Origin of the sequence: Aquabacterium sp. OR-4, from assembly GCF_025290835.2 — a bacterium.
Taxonomy (GTDB): Bacteria; Pseudomonadota; Gammaproteobacteria; order Burkholderiales; family Burkholderiaceae_C; genus Pseudaquabacterium.
The window spans coordinates 69,239-85,642 of the sequence record NZ_JAOCQD020000002.1; the positions used below are offsets into that span (position 1 = coordinate 69,239).

General features: G+C 72.3%; 17 protein-coding genes. 10 read left to right on the forward strand and 7 right to left on the reverse strand.

Annotation, left to right across the window (positions count from 1 at the left end):
- Positions 1 to 294: 294 nt before the first annotated feature.
- Positions 295 to 972 (forward strand): histidine phosphatase family protein, encoded by a 678-nt coding sequence (locus N4G63_RS12520; RefSeq protein ID WP_260785814.1) that lies wholly within the window; start codon positions 295 to 297, stop codon positions 970 to 972.
- A 123-nt stretch (positions 973 to 1,095) separates the two neighbouring features.
- The gene (locus N4G63_RS12525; RefSeq protein ID WP_314599756.1) at positions 1,096 to 2,310 is read left to right on the forward strand and encodes a hypothetical protein; all 1,215 of its coding nucleotides are present in this window, start codon (positions 1,096 to 1,098) and stop codon (positions 2,308 to 2,310) included.
- Positions 2,311 to 2,431: 121 nt separating this feature from the next.
- On the opposite strand, the gene queG is transcribed toward N4G63_RS12525, so the two are convergent.
- A complete protein-coding gene (gene queG, locus N4G63_RS12530; RefSeq protein WP_260785816.1) occupies positions 2,432 to 3,547 on the reverse strand; it encodes a tRNA epoxyqueuosine(34) reductase QueG in 1,116 nt (371 codons plus the stop codon).
- A 32-nt stretch (positions 3,548 to 3,579) separates the two neighbouring features.
- On the opposite strand from queG, the gene tsaE reads away from it, so the two are divergent.
- Positions 3,580 to 4,158: a tRNA (adenosine(37)-N6)-threonylcarbamoyltransferase complex ATPase subunit type 1 TsaE gene (gene tsaE / locus N4G63_RS12535; protein ID WP_443112053.1), complete on the forward strand. Its 579-nt coding sequence runs from the start codon at positions 3,580 to 3,582 to the stop codon at positions 4,156 to 4,158.
- Complete coding sequence (locus N4G63_RS12540) at positions 4,155 to 5,687, forward strand: N-acetylmuramoyl-L-alanine amidase (RefSeq protein ID WP_443112054.1); 1,533 nt, start codon at positions 4,155 to 4,157, stop codon at positions 5,685 to 5,687. Before tsaE ends, N4G63_RS12540 begins: the two co-directional genes overlap by 4 nt.
- 238 nt (positions 5,688 to 5,925) lie before the next feature.
- Here the strand turns inward: N4G63_RS12540 and N4G63_RS12545 are convergent, their stop codons facing one another.
- Positions 5,926 to 6,573, reverse strand: coding sequence for a DedA family protein (locus tag N4G63_RS12545; protein WP_260785817.1), 648 nt, complete (start codon positions 6,571 to 6,573; stop codon positions 5,926 to 5,928).
- A gap of 62 nt (positions 6,574 to 6,635) precedes the next feature.
- On the opposite strand from N4G63_RS12545, the gene N4G63_RS12550 reads away from it, so the two are divergent.
- Positions 6,636 to 7,778 carry an ABC transporter substrate-binding protein gene (locus N4G63_RS12550; RefSeq protein ID WP_260785818.1) on the forward strand — a complete coding sequence of 381 codons (1,143 nt, stop codon included), beginning with the start codon at positions 6,636 to 6,638 and terminating at the stop codon, positions 7,776 to 7,778.
- A gap of 41 nt (positions 7,779 to 7,819) precedes the next feature.
- Here N4G63_RS12550 and N4G63_RS12555 read toward each other — a convergent pair whose 3' ends face one another.
- The 5 genes from N4G63_RS12555 to N4G63_RS12575 all read right to left on the reverse strand — a co-directional run bounded on the left by N4G63_RS12555 (position 7,820) and on the right by N4G63_RS12575 (position 10,673).
- Complete coding sequence (locus N4G63_RS12555; protein WP_314599757.1) at positions 7,820 to 8,179, reverse strand: ATP-binding protein; 360 nt, start codon at positions 8,177 to 8,179, stop codon at positions 7,820 to 7,822.
- 106 nt (positions 8,180 to 8,285) lie between these two features.
- Positions 8,286 to 8,660 (reverse strand): hypothetical protein, encoded by a 375-nt coding sequence (locus tag N4G63_RS12560; RefSeq protein ID WP_260785819.1) that lies wholly within the window; start codon positions 8,658 to 8,660, stop codon positions 8,286 to 8,288.
- Positions 8,657 to 9,037 carry a roadblock/LC7 domain-containing protein gene (locus N4G63_RS12565; protein ID WP_260785820.1) on the reverse strand — a complete coding sequence of 127 codons (381 nt, stop codon included), beginning with the start codon at positions 9,035 to 9,037 and terminating at the stop codon, positions 8,657 to 8,659. Before N4G63_RS12565 ends, N4G63_RS12560 begins: the two co-directional genes overlap by 4 nt.
- Positions 9,034 to 9,579 (reverse strand): GTP-binding protein, encoded by a 546-nt coding sequence (locus N4G63_RS12570; protein ID WP_260785821.1) that lies wholly within the window; start codon positions 9,577 to 9,579, stop codon positions 9,034 to 9,036. The genes N4G63_RS12565 and N4G63_RS12570 overlap by 4 nt, the downstream gene beginning before the upstream one ends.
- A complete protein-coding gene (locus N4G63_RS12575) occupies positions 9,579 to 10,673 on the reverse strand; it encodes a hypothetical protein (protein WP_314599758.1) in 1,095 nt (364 codons plus the stop codon). Before N4G63_RS12575 ends, N4G63_RS12570 begins: the two co-directional genes overlap by 1 nt.
- Positions 10,674 to 10,988: 315 nt before the next feature.
- On the opposite strand from N4G63_RS12575, the gene mutL reads away from it, so the two are divergent.
- The 5 genes from mutL (at position 10,989) to N4G63_RS12600 (ending at position 16,396) form a co-directional block, all read left to right on the forward strand.
- Complete coding sequence (mutL, locus tag N4G63_RS12580) at positions 10,989 to 13,070, forward strand: DNA mismatch repair endonuclease MutL (RefSeq protein WP_260785823.1); 2,082 nt, start codon at positions 10,989 to 10,991, stop codon at positions 13,068 to 13,070.
- A gap of 69 nt (positions 13,071 to 13,139) precedes the next feature.
- Positions 13,140 to 13,937, forward strand: coding sequence for a pseudouridine synthase (locus N4G63_RS12585; protein ID WP_260785824.1), 798 nt, complete (start codon positions 13,140 to 13,142; stop codon positions 13,935 to 13,937).
- A gap of 137 nt (positions 13,938 to 14,074) precedes the next feature.
- On the forward strand, positions 14,075 to 15,022 hold the full coding sequence (miaA, locus tag N4G63_RS12590; RefSeq protein WP_314599759.1) for a tRNA (adenosine(37)-N6)-dimethylallyltransferase MiaA: 948 nt from the start codon (positions 14,075 to 14,077) through the stop codon (positions 15,020 to 15,022).
- Between the two features lie 97 nt (positions 15,023 to 15,119).
- Positions 15,120 to 15,725 (forward strand): GNAT family N-acetyltransferase, encoded by a 606-nt coding sequence (locus N4G63_RS12595; protein ID WP_260785825.1) that lies wholly within the window; start codon positions 15,120 to 15,122, stop codon positions 15,723 to 15,725.
- Positions 15,722 to 16,396, forward strand: coding sequence for an ABC transporter ATP-binding protein (locus tag N4G63_RS12600; protein ID WP_260785826.1), 675 nt, complete (start codon positions 15,722 to 15,724; stop codon positions 16,394 to 16,396). The genes N4G63_RS12595 and N4G63_RS12600 overlap by 4 nt, the downstream gene beginning before the upstream one ends.
- The last annotated feature ends 8 nt before the right edge of the window (positions 16,397 to 16,404 follow it).

The following is a 16,404-nucleotide window of genomic DNA, read 5'->3' on the forward strand; positions in this document are numbered from 1 at the left end:
CTGCGCCTGGCATGCCGCTTGCTGAATGTTCATCGATGCCGGCAACGGTGTCTGTCTATCTCCTCAGCAGGGCAGTCAGGCCCTTTCGTCCAACCCCTCGGTGCATCACCGGGGGGTTTTTTTCTGGGCGCCTGACTGGCATCTGCGCCACCCGCCCCCCCTTGCCGCCACCCGCACCGCCACACAGCATGCGGCGCACCGCTGCAGTGCACGCGGCATGTCTCGGCCGCAGCGTCTGCCGGCGGTCACGGCCGTGACAAGGCCGCGCACCGGCCGGCCATGACAATCCCGCCGATGGGAACCCTCTACCTCGTGCGCCACGGCCAGGCCTCGTTCGGCGCCGACAACTACGACCAGCTCAGCCCGCTGGGCTACCAGCAGTGCGAGCGCCTGGGCGAGTACCTGCGCGAGCGCGGCCTGCGCTTCGAGGCGGTGCTCACCGGCACGCTGCAGCGCCACCTGCAATCGCACGAGGCGCTGGCGCGCGGCCTGCAGGCCACGCACGAGGCGCTGCGCTGGCCGGGCCTGAACGAGTACGACAGCCATGCCGTGCTGGCCGCGGTGCACGACGGCCCGCTGTCCAGCCTGGACAAACCCACCTCGCCCGAGGGCTACAAGCAGCACTTCCGCCTGCTGCGCCAGGGCCTCCAGCGCTGGATGGACGGCGAGGTGCAACCCGCCGGCATGCCCAGCTATGCCGACTTTGCCGCCGGCGTGCAGGCCGCGCTCGACCATGTGCGGCATAACCACGCGGGCAATGTGCTGCTGGTCTCGAGCGGCGGGCCGATCAGCACCGCGGTGGCCAGGGTGCTGGGCGCCCCGTCCAGCACCAGCATCGAGCTGAACATGCAGCTGCGCAACAGCGCCCTCTGCGAGTTCTCGTTCAACCCGAAACGCCATGTGCTGGTGGCCTACAACGCCCTGCCCCACCTCGACAGCGCGGCACACCGCGGCTGGATGACCTACACCTGAGCCGTGGGCCCCGGCGGCGGCAACCACCGCTGCATGCGTGCCCACCGTCAATTGAACGATGCGTCAGGCGCCCGCCTGCGCCAAGCTCCAGCGCGGCCGATGTGCGGCCCAAGGGAGCTTGCGATGTCACTTGACACCTTCGACACGGTGCTGGGCTTTGCCGCCGTGATGCTGATGCTGAGCCTGTTCGTCACCGCGGTGGTGCAACTGGTCAGCGCCTTGCTCAGACTGCGCCACGGCAGCCTGGTATGGGGCCTGGGCCAGCTGTTCAGCCAGCTGGGGCTTGACGAGGTGCTGGCGCGCCAGCTCGCGCGCCAGGTGACCACCCAGTCGCCCGCGCTGGCCTCGCGGGCCAGCATCGGCCTGGCGGCCGGCGCCGAAGCCATCAGCCGCGACGAGTTGATCCACGCGCTCAACGACCTGGCCGCCGGCCGCCATGTGCAGGGCCTGGCGCCGCAGGTGCTGCAGTGGGTGCAGGCGCTGGTGGCGCCCAACGCAGCGCCAGCACCCGACCTGTCGGCCGTCCAGGCCGAGCTGACCAAGCTGTTCCCGGCGCAGGCTCAGGCCGCCAGCGAGGCCGTCAACCGCGCGCTGGTCACCAGCACGGCGTTGTCCACCCAGGTGGGCCTGTGGTTTGACGCCGCGATGTCGCGCACGGCCGATCGCTTCGCGCTGTTCACGCGCTATGTCACGGTGGCCCTGTCGGGCGCGGTGGTGCTGTGCCTGGGTGTCGACGCGGTGCACATCTACACCACGCTGCGCAGTGACAACAACTTGCGCAGCACCTGGGTGGCGGCCGCCGGCCCGCTGGTGACGCAGGCCGACAAACTGCTCGGCCAGACCTCGTGCAGCCAATTGCCGCTGCAGGCACTGCGCCGCCTGATCGACAACCCAGCCACCCCTGCTGACACCGATGCGGCCATCCAGAAGCAGATCGACCTGAACCCGCCGCTGCCCGACATGGCTGCCGCCCAGGCCTTGCTGGACAGGGCCGGCGCCTCGGCCCATGCCCAGGCGCTGGCCGAGGCCGAGGTCGCGAGCGCCCAGAAGTGCGTCAACAACGCACTGGCCGAGGTGAAAACCCAGTTGAAGGCGATGCAGACCACCCAGCCGCTGCTGCTGGGCAGCCCGTTGCCCCCCCCGCAAGCCGCCAGCGGGCCGGCGGCGACGGCAGCAGCAACCCGCAACGACCATCGGCTGTTCGGCGGTCTGCTGGCCTGGGTGCTGCTGTCGCTGGGGGCGCCGTTCTGGTTCAACCTGCTCAAGACCTTGAGCTCGCTGCGCCCTCTGGTGGCCACGCGCGCCGAAACCCCACCCGCGGCAAACCCGGCGCGCTGAGCGGGCTCGTGCCACAGGCCACGTTCAGACCACGTTCAGGCCGCGCGGGCGGCATGGTGTGCGGCCGACCGCGTGTGTCGCGCGTAGGCCAGCGGTCGAGCAGGCGCTGGACAGGCGCCAGTCAAGCCCCATCGGGCGCCGCAGACCGCTGCGCCAGCGCCCAGCCAATGTGCTCGGCCAGCAGCCCGTCGGCGGCCGGCAGTGCGGCCTGCAGGGCCTGGGCGATGGCGGCGTCACCGGTCTCGCGCCAGGCATTGCCCAGGGCCACCGCCAGGTTGCGCCGCCAGCGGCCGATGCCGATGCGGCGGATGGCGCTGCCTTCGGTGTGGTGCAGAAAGGCCGCCTCGTCCCAGGCCCACAGGCTCAGCAGGTCGGCGGCCGCCACGGCGGGGCGCGGGTCAAAGTCGGCCAGCGGGCTGCGGCGGGCGTACTTGTTCCATGGGCACACCAGCTGGCAGTCGTCGCAGCCGTAGATGCGGTTGCCCATCGCGGTGCGAAATTCGGGCGGGATCGGCCCGTCGTGCTCGATGCTCAGGTAGCTGATGCAGCGCCGCGCATCCAGCCGGTACGGCGCCACGATGGCCTGGGTGGGGCAGGCGTCCAGGCAGGCCGTGCACTGCCCGCAGTGCGCGCTGGCCGGTGGTGTCAGCGGCAGCGGCAGATCGATGAAGATCTCGCCCAGAAAAGCCATCGAGCCACCCTCGCGCGCCAGGGCCAGCGTGTGCTTGCCGCGCCAGCCCAGGCCGCTGCGGCTGGCCAGCTCCACCTCGAGCACCGGTGCCGAATCGGTGAACACGCGGTGGCCGCGCGGGCCCACGGCCTGCTGCAGCCGATCGGCCAGGCGCTGCAGGCGCTGGCGCAGCACCTTGTGGTAATCGCGGCCATGGGCATACAGCGAAACGCTGGCCTGCCGCGGCTGCGCCAGGCGCTCAAAGGCCACGGCCTGCCAGGCCTCGGGGCTGGTTTGCGGCAGATAGTCCATGCGCGCGGTGATCACCCGCACCGTGCCGGGCAGCAGCTCGGCCGGCCGGGCACGCTTGAGCCCGTGCGCGGCCATGTAGCCCATGCCGCCATGAAAGCCGGCCTGCAGCCAGGCCGCCAGGCCAGGCTCGGCGCTGTGCAGGTCCACGTCGGCCACCCCGATCTGGGAGAATCCCAGCGCGGTGGCCCAGGCCTGCAGTTGCGTCCACAGCGCAGGCAGGTCCAGGCCGTCGGCCGCGGCAGCCTCTGCCGTCATGCCCGCCGCCCTTGCCGATTGCCCGCCTGCCCGTGACTGCTGCGCATCCATCCCATCCCGAAACCCTGGATTGTCACTGGCCTGACGAGGCGGCCTGCGCCGCCTGGGCCGCCCGGCTGGCCGCCCTGCCGGGCCTGGCCGACTGCGTGATCGAGCTGCACGGCCCGCTGGGCGCCGGCAAGACCACCTTTGTGCGCCACCTGCTGCGCGCGCTGGGCGTGTCGGGCCGCATCAAGAGCCCCACTTACGCGGTGATGGAGCCCTACACCCTGCCCGGCGGCGGCGAGGCCGCGCACTTCGACTTCTACCGTTTCGGTGACCCGCGCGAATGGCTGGATGCCGGCTTTCGCGATGTGTTCGCCCGCCCGGGCCTGAAGATCGCCGAGTGGCCCGACAAGGCCGGCGCGTTGCTGCCGCCGCCCGACCTGCGCCTGCAGATCGAGCCGCTGGACGATTCGGCGCGCAGCGTGCAGGTGCAGGCCGGCACGCCGCACGGCCGCACGCTGCTGGCGGCCCTGGCTGCGGCCCTGATGTCAGCCCCCGGGCCTGCCGCTGCCGATGCCTCCGCCGCCGGCAGCGCCTCAGCCGGAGCCGGAGCCGGCGCGCCATGAGCGCCGGCCCGGCCCAGGCCGCCCGGCGCGGTGGCCGCCGTGGCGGCACCAGCCGCCGCGCGGCACTGGCGCACATGGGCAGCACCGTGCTGCTGCTGGGTGGCGCCGATCTGGCCTGGGGCGCGGCCATTGTGGCGGTGCGGGTGTGGCCGGCACAGGAGTACAGCCGCGTCACCATCGAGAGCGACAGCGCGCTGGCCGCCCGCATGCAGATGGCCGAGAACCCGCCGCGCCTGGTGATCGACATCGACCAGCTCGAGCTGAGCCCGGCGCTGCGCGAGCTGGTTGGCAAGGTGCGCGCCGACGACCCCTACATCGCCGGTGTGCGGGTGGGCCAGAACCAGCCGCGCGTGGTGCGCCTGGTGGTCGACCTGAAACAGGCCGTGGCGCCGCAGCAGTTCACGCTGACCCCGGTGGCCGCCTACCAGCACCGCCTGGTGTTCGATCTCTACCCGACCGAGGCGCGTGACCCGCTGCTCGACCTGGTGCGCGAGAAAGAGCGCGCCGAGGCCCAGGCCTCGCAAAGTGTCAGCGATGCGCTGGGCGACTTCATCCGCGACATCCAGCGCCCTGCCGCGGCGGGGCCCGGCCTGCCTGCCGTGCCGGCGCTGCCCGCCTCGGCTGCCGGCACCGCGGCGCTGCCCGCGCCGGCCGCACCGCCCGCCATGGCGCCGCGCCCGGGCCCCACGGCATCGGGCGCGGCGGTGGGCGCCAGTGCAACCGCCAGTGCAACCGCAAGTGCAACCGCCAGTGCACCCGCCCGCGCCACGCCGGCCCCGCCGCCGCCACTCAACAGCGACGAGCTGCGCCGCATCGACCGCCTGGTGGTGGTGGCCCTCGACCCCGGCCACGGCGGCGAAGACCCCGGTGCCATCGGCCCCAGCGGCCTGAAGGAAAAAGACGTGGTGCTGGCCATTGCGCTGAAGCTGCGCGAGCGCCTGAACAGCGTGCCCGGCATGCGCGCGATGCTGACCCGCGACGCCGATTTTTTCGTGCCGCTGCACGAGCGCGTGCGCAAGGCGCGGCGGGTGCAGGCCGACCTGTTTGTCTCGATCCATGCCGACGCCTTCATCACGCCCACGGCGCGCGGCGCCTCGGTGTTTGCGCTGTCGCAGGGTGGCGCCAGCAGCAGCGCGGCGCGCTGGATGGCCGACAAGGAGAACGCCGCCGACCTGGTGGGCGGCGTGAACACCGGCGCGGTGAAAGACAGCCAGGTGCTGCGCGCCATGCTCGACATGAGCACCGCCGCGCAGATCAAGGATTCACTGAAGATCGGCCGCGAGGTGCTCGAGCGCATCGGCAGCGTGGGCGCGCTGCACAAGCGCAGCGTCGAGCAGGCGGGGTTTGCGGTGCTGAAGGCCCCCGACGTGCCGAGCATCCTGGTCGAGACGGCCTTCATCTCCAACCCCGACGAAGAAGCCAAGCTGCGCGACGCCGACTACCAGCACAAGCTGGTGGAGGCCTTGTTCAACGGCATCCGCCGCTACTTCGCCCGTAACCCGCCGCTGGCGCGACAGCGGGTGCTGTAGAGCCGGCCCAACAAAGCCGGCATCGCGGCCTGCCGCAGGTGCTTGGGCACGGGCACGGGCCACCGAGCCTCAAGGCCAGGGCACCGGACCCGCCGGCGCGCCGAGCCCGAAGCGTCACAAGGTGTGAATGAACCGTCGCGAGCGGGCTCAGGGTGGTACGAGCAACGCAGCCGTACTGCCGTACGGCGAGTCGCGCAGGGCCGCCATGTGCCCGCGCAGCAGGTTCAATCACGGCTTGTCAGGCAGCGGCCGAGGCCCGCCGTGCCTTCCAGGCGCCGAACATCGCGATCAGGCCCGGGATGATGATCATGGCCCAGATGATCTTCGACAGATTGGTCTTCACCCACGGCACGTTGCCGAACAGGTAGCCGGCCGTCACCAGGCCCACCACCCACAGCAGGCCACCACCCACGTTGTAGAGCGTGAACTTGCCGCGGCTCATCTCGGCCACGCCGGCCACAAAGGGCACGAAGGTGCGCACGAACGGCATGAAGCGCGCCAGCACCAGCGTGATGCCGCCGTACTTCTCGTAGAACGCATGGGCCTCGTCGAAGGCCCGGCGGTTGAACCAGCGGCTGTTGTCCCACTGGAACACCTTGGGCCCCACCCGCCGGCCGATGCTGTAGTTGACCTGGTCACCCAGCACCGCAGCCGCCACCAGCAGGGCCATGGCCAGCGGGTAGTTCATCAGGCCCACACCGCACAGCGCGCCCACCACGAACAGCAGTGAATCGCCGGGCAGAAAGGGCATCACCACCAGACCGGTCTCGACAAAAACGATCAGGAACAGCAGCGCATACACCCAGCCCCCGTAGGCCTCGACGAACTCGCGCAGGTGGCGGTCGACATGGAGTATGAAATCGATCAGGGTCAGCAGTACATCCATCCCTCGATTATGGGTGCCGACACGGCACCAGCCTGTGACGACAATGCGCTGCAGGAGACAACATGACGAAGTACACAAGCAGGCGCGCGGCACTCGGTGCCGCGCTCGGTTTTCTTGCGCCCAAGGCCTTTGCCAACGATGCCGGCGTGAGCCCGCGCGAGGTGCTGTTTGGCCAGAGCGCGGTGCTCAGCGGCCCGCTGGGCGTGTCGGTGCAGGGCTACAACGCCGGAGCGCAGCTGGCCTTTGACGAAGCCAACGCCAGCGGCGGCGTGGCCGGCCGGCGCATCAGCCTGCTGACGCTGGACGACGGCCTGGCCGCCGACCGGGCGGCCGCCAACTACAAGAGCCTGCTGGCCGAGCGCGGCGTGTTCGGCTTTTTCGGCGCCGTGGGCTCGGGCACCACCGCCGCCGCCGTGCCGCTGCTGCGCGAGAGCAATGCGCCGCTGATCGGCAACTTCGCGCTGTCTGACGCGGTGCGCGAGCAGGCCGCGGGCCAGGCCTACTTTGTGCGCGCCACCTATGGCCGCGAGGCCGCGCGCCTGATGCAGCACCTGGCCACCATCGGCATCCAGCGCCTGGCGCTGGCCCATCTGGACAACCCGGGCGGCGTTGAGGTGCTGGGCCTGGTGCGTGCCGCCGCCCAGCAGGCGGGCACCGGCATCAGCGTGGTGGCCGCGGCCGCGGTGCGCAACGACGGCAGCAACCTGGTGCAGGCGGCGCAGCAGCTCGGTGCGGCCAAGGCCCAGGCACTGCTGATGTTCCTGTCGGGGCCGCCCGTGGCGCAGCTGATGCGCGCGCTCGACGAAGCCGGCGCCTCACCGGCCTGCTACGGCATGTCGGTGGTGGCGGGCGATGCGGTGGCCAAGACCCTGGGCGACAAGCTGCGCGGCCTGGCCATTGCCCAGGTGATGCCCTATCCCTGGAGCGAGCTCGACGCCACCGCGCGGCAGTACCGTGCGGCCTGCGCCAAGGCCCAGGTGCCGGTGGCGTACCACACCTATGAAGGCTATCTGAACGCGCTGGTTCTGCTGGAAGGCCTGCGGCGCTGCGGCCGCGCGCTGTCGCGCAGTGCGCTGCACGAGCAGATGCGCAGCCTGCGCAGCCGCATCGCCGGCATCGACATCGACTTCAACGGCCGCCAGCACACCGGCTCGCGCTTCGTCGAGCTGGTGCACGTCACCCAGCAGGGGCGCTACATCCGTTGAGCGGGCTGCGGGCCGGTGCAGGCCGGCCCGCAGCACAGGCATCAGAACGTGAGCTGCTTGTCCACGTCCTGCAGCTTGCGGCGGGCCAGCGCCAGGTTCGACTTCGACTTGTCGAGCACAAAGTACACGAAGGTGCCTTCCTTGCGCGAGCAAGGGCGGATCAGGTGGTACTGCTTGCCCAGCGTGATCAGGATGTCGTCGATCACGTCGTTGAGGCCCAGACCGCGCATGGTCTTCATCTTGGCGCGCACCACCTCGGTGTTGCCGGCGGCGGCCACCTCGAGGTCCACGCCGGAGCCGGTGGAGCCCAGCATCATGCCGCTCTCCGAATCGACCACCGCCGCGCACATGGCGCCGTCGCAGGTCATCAGCTCATCCAAAGTTTGGCGAATCGTTGCCATGTTGGTACTTCCTAGGTTTGTGGTGCAAGGGTCAGTTGAACGGTCCTGCAAGGCGTGACCCGGGGTCGCCTGGCGGGTGAATCTGCGCTGCGGCCCGGCCGGCCGCTCACATCGCGGCCTTGATGCGCCGGCCCAGCTGCTGGGCGTCGCGCTGCCACAGCACCCAGTCGATGGCGCTGCCGCGCCGCGCCAGGCACACCAGCAGGATGTCGGGCGCCTTCAGGCAGGGCACCAGCACCAGGCTCGCGTCGTGGTGATAGGTGACGATGGCGCCCAGCTCGCCGGCCGAATCAAAGTAGCGGCCCAGGCGCTGGTGCAGCCGCCAGTGGTCGACCGAGGCCTCCCACAGGCCATCAAAGCTGGCCTGCGGCTGGCGGTGCCAGACCAGGCCCGAGCCGGCATCCACCAGCGCGCAGCCCATCACCCCCGGAAAGCGGTCCAGCATCGACTCGAGTGCCGATTCGAGCAGGGCCTGGTTCATGCCGAGAACTCCCGCGCCGCCTGCCCGACCCGGTGGATGGCCAGCCCGAGCAGGGCATCGCGCCCCACCAGTGCCGCCACCACCAGGCCAATGCCGCCGCTGCGGCAGCCGCGCATCACCAGGTAGCCCCCGTCGGCCTCGACCATCACGCAGCGCACCGAGCCGAGCCCGGTCTCGCTGCTCACCACCTCGCCGATGGCCGACATCGAGCTGGTGATGGCCGAGAAGCGCGCGGCATCGAGCTCGTTGCGGATCACGCTGACGACCTCCATGCCGTCTTCGGTGGCGATGACCACCGCCCGCGCGTGGGCCAGATCGGCAAACAGCGCATCGGCGCTGCGCGAGGCTGCGGCCAGCAACTCGGACGGCAGGTTCATTCGTCGGACTCCAGTGCCTGTCGGGCCTCGGCCTGCGACAGGATCAACTCGATCAGCATCATCACGTCCTCGCGTTCGCGCACATCCACGGCCACCACCGGCACCAGCAGGCCGCGCTCGGCCAGCAGCTCGGTGTAGCGCTCCAGGGCCGGCTCGGGATGCTGCTCGGTGCGGCCCACGCCCACCACGCAGGCGGTGACGGCCAGCGACTCGCGCAGCGCATCCAGGATCTCGGTCAGCTGCGACAGCGGCCCGGGCTGCGAGTTGTCCATCAGGATCACCAGCCCGATCGCATTGCGCACCAGGATGCGCCACATGAAGTCGAAGCGCTTCTGCCCCGGCGTGCCGAACAGCCGCACCGACTCGCCTTCGCCCAGCTTGACCTCGCCATAGTCCAGGCCCACCGTGGTGCGGTCCTTGCCCAGCGCGGCATCGTGGTTGGTGACATCGGTCACCAGCGGCGGCGTGTCGCTGAGGATGCCGATGGCGGTGGTCTTGCCGGCATTGGGCGGGCCGGTGAATACGATCTTGGCTTCCAGCATCACAGGCCCAGGCGAAGTCTCAAACGGGAAAGCACGCCGACGATGCGCGCTCCGCTGCCCTGGCGCGGCGTGCCTGGCTGGGTCGCGGCGGCGGGTGAAGGCGGTGCACCGGCCGTGCCCGCGCCGGCGGCCAGCCGGGCCGGTGGCGTGGCGGCGGCCTGGGCGCCGGCCGAGGCCGCCGCGGGGGCCGCGGTTGCCGGCAACCGCGCGGCGGCGCTGCGCAGCACCAGGTGCTGGGTTTCCAGAAAGTGCAGCAGGTCCATGCAGTTCGACACACCCAGCCCGCTGTGCACCACCAGCTGCTCCAGCTCCATCGGACGGTGGGCCAGAAAGCCCAGCACGCGGGTCAGCCGCGGCTGGCCGCGCATCTGCAAGGCATTGGGCCAGCGCAGCAGGCGAAAACTCACCCCCACCAGCTCGGGCGGGATCACCAGCGGCTCGGGCGGCAGGGTTTGCGGCCCGGGGTCGGAGCGCGGCACGCCGGTGCGCGCTGCATCGGCGGCCGGCCGGCCGCGCGTGGCGCGGCCCTTGGCCGGCACTGGCTTGGCGGCACCGGTGGTGGCCGCCGGCGCCGGCGTGGCCGGGGCGTCCGGCAGCCTGACCAGGCGACTCAGCGCGCCCTGCCCGGCCACGGCGGCCGCGGCCGCCACCGCACGCACGGCCGCCGCGGCCGGCGTGGCCACCGGCGCATTGCCGCCCCGCTGGCGGGCTGGCGGCGTTGCCGGCGCAGCGGCGGGCGGTGCCGGCTCGGCGCGCTGCGCCACTGGCGCGGCAGCAGGCCGAGCCGGCACGCCCGCCGCCGGCGCGTCGGCTGCAGCACCGGTGCCGGTCGGCACGAGCTGCTGCTCACGGGCGCGCAGCAGCTCGGCAAAGGCCTCCAGCTGCAGAGGGCGGCGCAGGCAGCGGCTGTCGGGAAACGGCGACAGCCAGTCGGCATCCACCAGCGGCACCAGCGGCGGGCCGTCCAGCTCGTCCAGCGGCGCCGGCCAGGTCTGGTCGTCGAGCGCCACGATGCGCAGGTCGCCATCCTCGTGCTCGTGTTCGCTCAGCGCCCAGGCAAAGTCCTCGGTCTGGCCCACGAAGCGGAGAAACACCTTCAGGGCGGACAGATCCGAGGACCTGAGATCACGCACTGACACCACGAGCCTGCGGGACAACAACAACTCCGAGCACAACCACCACAACAGGATCGACGCCAGGCGCAATCCCACAACGAGGGCCAGAGTCTATGAACCGGATGGTGTCGGCCCAGTCGGTTATGGCCCGCAACCCCGCACTTGGGCTGAGCACTTCGTCACAAGACGCAACCCCGATTGCCCGCCCTGCCATCCGCCGCGTTATGCCGCTGGCCTGACAGCCCGCTGTCATGGCCGGCGCGGCCGGCCTGGCCAGGCCGGGATAATCGACCCATGCCCGATACCGCCCGCCGCCCGATCCGCGAACTGCCCGACGAACTGATCAGCCAGATTGCCGCTGGCGAGGTGATCGAACGCCCGGCCTCGGTGGTGCGCGAGCTGGTCGACAACGCGCTGGACGCCGGCGCCAGCCAGATCACCGTGCGCCTGATGGCCGGCGGGGTGCGCAGCATCCTGGTCGAGGACGATGGCGCGGGCATTCCGGCCGCCGAACTGCCGCTGGCGCTGCGCCGCCATGCCACCAGCAAGATCGGCAGCCTGCACGATCTGGAATCGGTGCACACCATGGGTTTTCGCGGCGAGGCGCTGGCCGCCACCGCCTCGGTGGCCGATCTGTCGATCGCCAGCCGCACCGCCGACGCCCCGCACGCCTGGCGCCTGGACGCCCGCTCGGGCGAGCTGGCGGCGGCGGCACGCGCGCAGGGCACCAGCGTGGAGGTGCGCGAGCTGTTCTTCGCCACGCCGGCGCGCCGCAAGTTCCTGAAAACCGACGCCACCGAGCTGGCGCACTGCCTTGAAGCCGTGCGCCGCCACGCCCTGGCACGGCCCGACGTGGGCTTTGCCGTGTGGCACGAAGGCAAGCTGGTCGAGCAGTGGCGCCGCGCCACCGAGGCCGGCCGCACGCCGCAGCAGGCGCTCGAGCAGCGCATCGCCGATGTGCTGGGCGATGACTTTCTGGCGCAAAGCCGCACCCTGCCCGCGGCCGCCGCCCTGGGCCACACGGTGCGGCTGAGCGGCCGCGTGGGCCTGCCCGATGCCGCGCGGGCGCGCGCCGACCAGCAGTATGTGTATGTCAACGGCCGTTACGTGCGTGACCGCCAGGTGGCCCACGGCGCCCGCAGTGCCTACGAGGACGTGCTGCACGGCAACCGCCAGCCCAGCTATGTGCTGATGATCGAGATCGATCCGCTGCGGGTGGATGTGAACGTGCACCCGACCAAGATCGAGGTGCGCTTTCGCGATGGCCGCGAGGTGCACCAGGCGGTGCGCCACGCGGTCGAGGCCGCGCTGGCCGAATCGCGCGCGCCGGCCCTGGGCAGCCTGACACCCGGCGTGCCGGGCGTGGCGGGCGTTGCGGCCGGCGCCCCCAGCCCTGGCACCTGGCCGGCCAACGACTTCAATGCCCGCGGCCCGGCGTCGCGTGCCGGCACCGGGCCCGCCGCCGAGCCCTGGCGCCCGGTGGGAGCCGGTGGCCAGGTGTCGCTGGGCCTGCAGGATCTGGCGGTACTCTATGCGCAGGAGCCCACGCCCCGCTGGGCCGGCCCGGGCGGGCCAGGCGCGGGCGGCCAGGCCGCCGCGGCATCCGCCAGCGGCGCCACCCTGGCGACCGCGGCCGGCAGCGCCACCCTGGCGACCCCGGCCGGCAGCGCCACCCTGGCGCCGGTGGCCCGCCCCGACGGGCGGGCGCCGGTGTGGGCGGCGCCGGATGCCGCGGCAGCGGGCCCCGCTGCCGCCGCGCTGCACAACCCACCCGACGCGGCGGCCTGGCCGCTGGGCCGCGCGCTGGCCCAGCTGGCCGGCGCCTACATCCTGGCCGAAAACGCGCAGGGCCTGGTGGTGGTGGACATGCACGCCGCGCACGAGCGCATCGTCTACGAGCGGCTCAAGCTCGCCCGTGGCGGCGACACGCTGGCCGCGCAGCCGCTGCTGATCCCGGCCACCTTTGCCGCCACGCCCACCGAGGTGGCCACCGCCGAGACGCATGCCGACGCTTTGCAGCAGCTGGGCCTGGCGGTGGCGCCGCTGGCGCCCGGCGTGCTGGCGGTGCGCGAGCGCCCGGCCGCCCTGCCCGACGCCGACCCGGTGGCCCTGGCCCGCGCCGTGCTGGCCGAACTGGCCGAGCTGGGCCACGGCGATGCCTCGCGCCTGGTGCAGCGCGCGCGCGACGAGCTGCTGGCCACCATGGCCTGCCATGGCGCCGTGCGCGCCAACCGCAGCCTCACGCTGCCCGAGATGAACGCCCTGCTGCGCGACATGGAACGCACCGAGCGTGCCGACCAGTGCAACCACGGCCGCCCCACCTGGCGCCAGGTGACGCTGCGCGAGCTCGACAACCTGTTCCTGCGCGGGCGCTGAGCGCCGGGCGCGGCAGGCGCCAGGCCGGCCCCTGCGCGCGGTGGCCGGCGGCCGTGATCCAATCGGCGCATGGCCACGCCCCCCGACTCTGCCCGCGCCCCCGATCCCGCCCACCCGGCCAACGCCCCGGAAGGGGTGCGTGTCTCCAAACTGATGGCCGAGCGCGGCATGGCCTCGCGGCGCGAGGCCGACGAATGGATCGACGCCGGCTGGGTGCGCGTCAACGGCCAGGTGGCGCAGCTGGGCCTGCGGGTGATGCCCGATGCGCAGATCGACATCGATCCGGCCGCGCGCCAGCAGCAGGCGCTGCGCGTCACGGTGCTGCTGCACAAGCCCATGGGCTATGTGTCGGGCCAGGCCGAAGACGGCTACGAGCCCGCCAGCGTGCTGGTCACCGGCGGCAACCGCTGGAAGGAAGACCGCGCGCCCATCCGCTGGCAGCCGCACCACCAGCGCCACCTGGCGCCGGCCGGCCGGCTGGACATCGATTCGACCGGCCTGCTGGTGCTCACGCAGGACGGCCGCATCGCCAAGGCCCTGATCGGTGAGGACAGCCGCATCGAGAAGGAATACCTGGTGCGCGTGCGCCACCGCCAGCCGGGGCCGCTGCCGCCCGAGCAGCTGGCGCTGCTGCAGCACGGCCTCGAGCTCGACGGCCGCCAGCTCAAGCCGGCCAAGGTGAGCTGGGCCAACGAAGACCAGCTGCGCTTCGTGCTGCGCGAGGGCCGCAAGCGCCAGATCCGCCGCATGTGCGATCTGGTGGGTCTGGAGGTGCTGGGCTTGAAGCGCGTGCGCATCGGCAGCGTGGTGCTGGGCAAGCTGCCGCCGGGCGCCTGGCGCTATCTCGGCCCGCATGAAAGGTTTTAGCCCCCCCCCGAAGCGCCTTCGGCGCCTCCCCCCCAGGGGGGCGACGCCAGTGGCCCGGCAAAGCCGGCTCCACGGCGGCCACTGGCTTGCGCCGATGGCATGCCATCGGCGTGCTGCTTTGCATGGGGAGCAGTGACATGCTCAAGGCCATCGGCCTGGCTGGCCCCACGGCCAGCGGCAAGAGCGCGCTGGCGCTGGCGGCCGCCGCGCGCTGGCCGCTGGAGATCGTCAGTGTCGATTCGGCCCTGGTCTACCGCGGCATGGACATCGGCACGGCCAAGCCCAGCGCGGCCGAGCTGGCCGCCGTGCCGCACCACCTGATCGACATCCGCGAACCCACCGAGGCCTACTCGGCGGCGCAGTTCGTGGCCGATGCGCGGCGGCTGATTGCCGAGATCAACGCCCGCGGCCGGCTGGCCCTGTTGGTGGGCGGCACCATGCTGTACTTCAAGGCGGTGATTAACGGCATTGACGCCATGCCGGCGGCCGATCCGGCCGTGCGCGCCGCCATCGACGCCCGCGCCGCCAGCCTCGGCTGGCCGGCCCTGCATGCCGAGCTGGCGCAGGTCGACCCGGCCACCGCGGCGCGCCTGACGCCCAACGATGCACAGCGCATCCAGCGCGCGCTGGAGGTCTGGCAGATCAGCGGCGAGCCGATCTCGGCCTTCCATGGCCGGCAGTCGGTGCAGGGCCTGGCGCTGCCGCTGCTGGCCCTCGAGCCGCAGCAACGCGCCTGGCTGCACCAGCGCATTGCCGAGCGCTTTGACGCCATGCTGGCCGGCGGCCTGCTGGCCGAGCTGCGCCAGCTGCGCGCGCGCGGCGATCTGCACCCGGCCCTGCCCGCGATGCGCTGCGTGGGTTACCGCCAGGCCTGGACCGCCTTGGACCAGTTTGGCGAGACGCTGCAACCCGGCAGCGCCGGCTGGCAGGCGCTGCGCGACACCGGCGTGGCGGCCACGCGCCAGCTGGCCAAGCGCCAGCTCACCTGGCTGCGCGGCATGCCGCACAGCAGCGTGCCCTGCGACGCCCCCGATGCCACGGCCCGCGGCCTGGCGGCGCTGGCCGGCATGATCGAGCGCGGCTGAGCCCGCAGCGGATACTGCCGCTGCCGGCTTCACCGCCCGCCTTGAACGCGAACAACACCGCGGACAACAGCGCCGCTCCACCCACCGCCCAACACGCATGCCCATCCCCCTGCCGATGCAGCTGCCCACACTGGCTGGCCCGCGTGTGCTGCTGCGGCCGATGACGCCGGCCGACGCGCCCGCGCTGTTTGCGCTGCATGCCGATGCGCAGGTGATGCGCTACTGGAGCACGCCGCCCTGGACCGATCCGCAGCAGGCGCTCGACCGCCTGCACGCCGACACGCAGGCCCATGCGCTGGGCCTGCACCTGCGCCTGGCCATCGCGCGGCGCGAGCGACCCGACACGCTGCTGGGCGCCTGCACGCTGTTCGATCTGGACGCCGACCAGGGCCGCGCCGAGATCGGCTACGCGCTGGCCCCTGCCGCCTGGGGCCGCGGCCTGATGCGCGAGGCCCTGGCACTGCTGATCGGCCACGGTTTCGACGACTTCGGCCTGCGCCGCATCGAGGCCGACATCGACCCGCGCAACACGCCCTCGGCCCGCACGCTCGAGGCGCTGGGTTTCCAGCGCGAGGGCCTGCTGCGCGAGCGCTGGTGCGTGGCTGGTGAAGTAAGCGACTCGGCGCTCTACGGCCTGCTACGGCGCGACTGGCTGGCGCGCAGCGCCCTGCCCGGCAACCCGGCTGGCGCCACCGCCGCATGAACCCGCGCGACCCGGTGCTGCAACTGAGCGGCCTGCGCAAGGCGTACGCCGATACGGCGGTGTTCGAGCAGGTGTCGCTGGCGCTGGCGCCGGGCGAGTTCGTGGCCATGCTGGGCGAATCGGGCGTGGGCAAGAGCACGCTGCTCAACTGTATTGCCGGGCTCGACGAGGTGGATGGCGGCGAGATCCTGCTGGCCGGCCAGGCCGTGCGCCGCCTGGCCGAGCCCGAGCGCGCGCGGCTGCGCCGCGAGCACCTGGGCTTCGTGTTCCAGGCCTTCCACCTGCTGCCGCACCTGAGCGTGGCCGAGAACGTGGGCCTGCCGCTGCGCCTGCTGGGCCGCCACGGCGCGGCCGATGCAGCCACGGTGCAGGCCATGCTGGCCGCGGTGGGCCTGGCCGCGCTGGGCGCGCGCAGCCCGGCGCAGCTGTCGGGCGGGCAGTTGCAGCGCGTGGCCCTGGCGCGCGCGCTGGTGCACGCGCCGCGCCTGATCCTGGCCGACGAACCCACCGGCAACCTCGACCCGGCCACCGCCGAGAAGATGATCGACCTGCTGCAGGCCCAGGTGCGCGCCAGCGGCACGGCCTGCCTGCTGGTCACGCACTCGGCCAGTGCCGCGGCGCGCGCCGACCGCGTGGTGCGGCTCACCGCCACCGGCATCGTGCCGGGCTGACAGGCGGC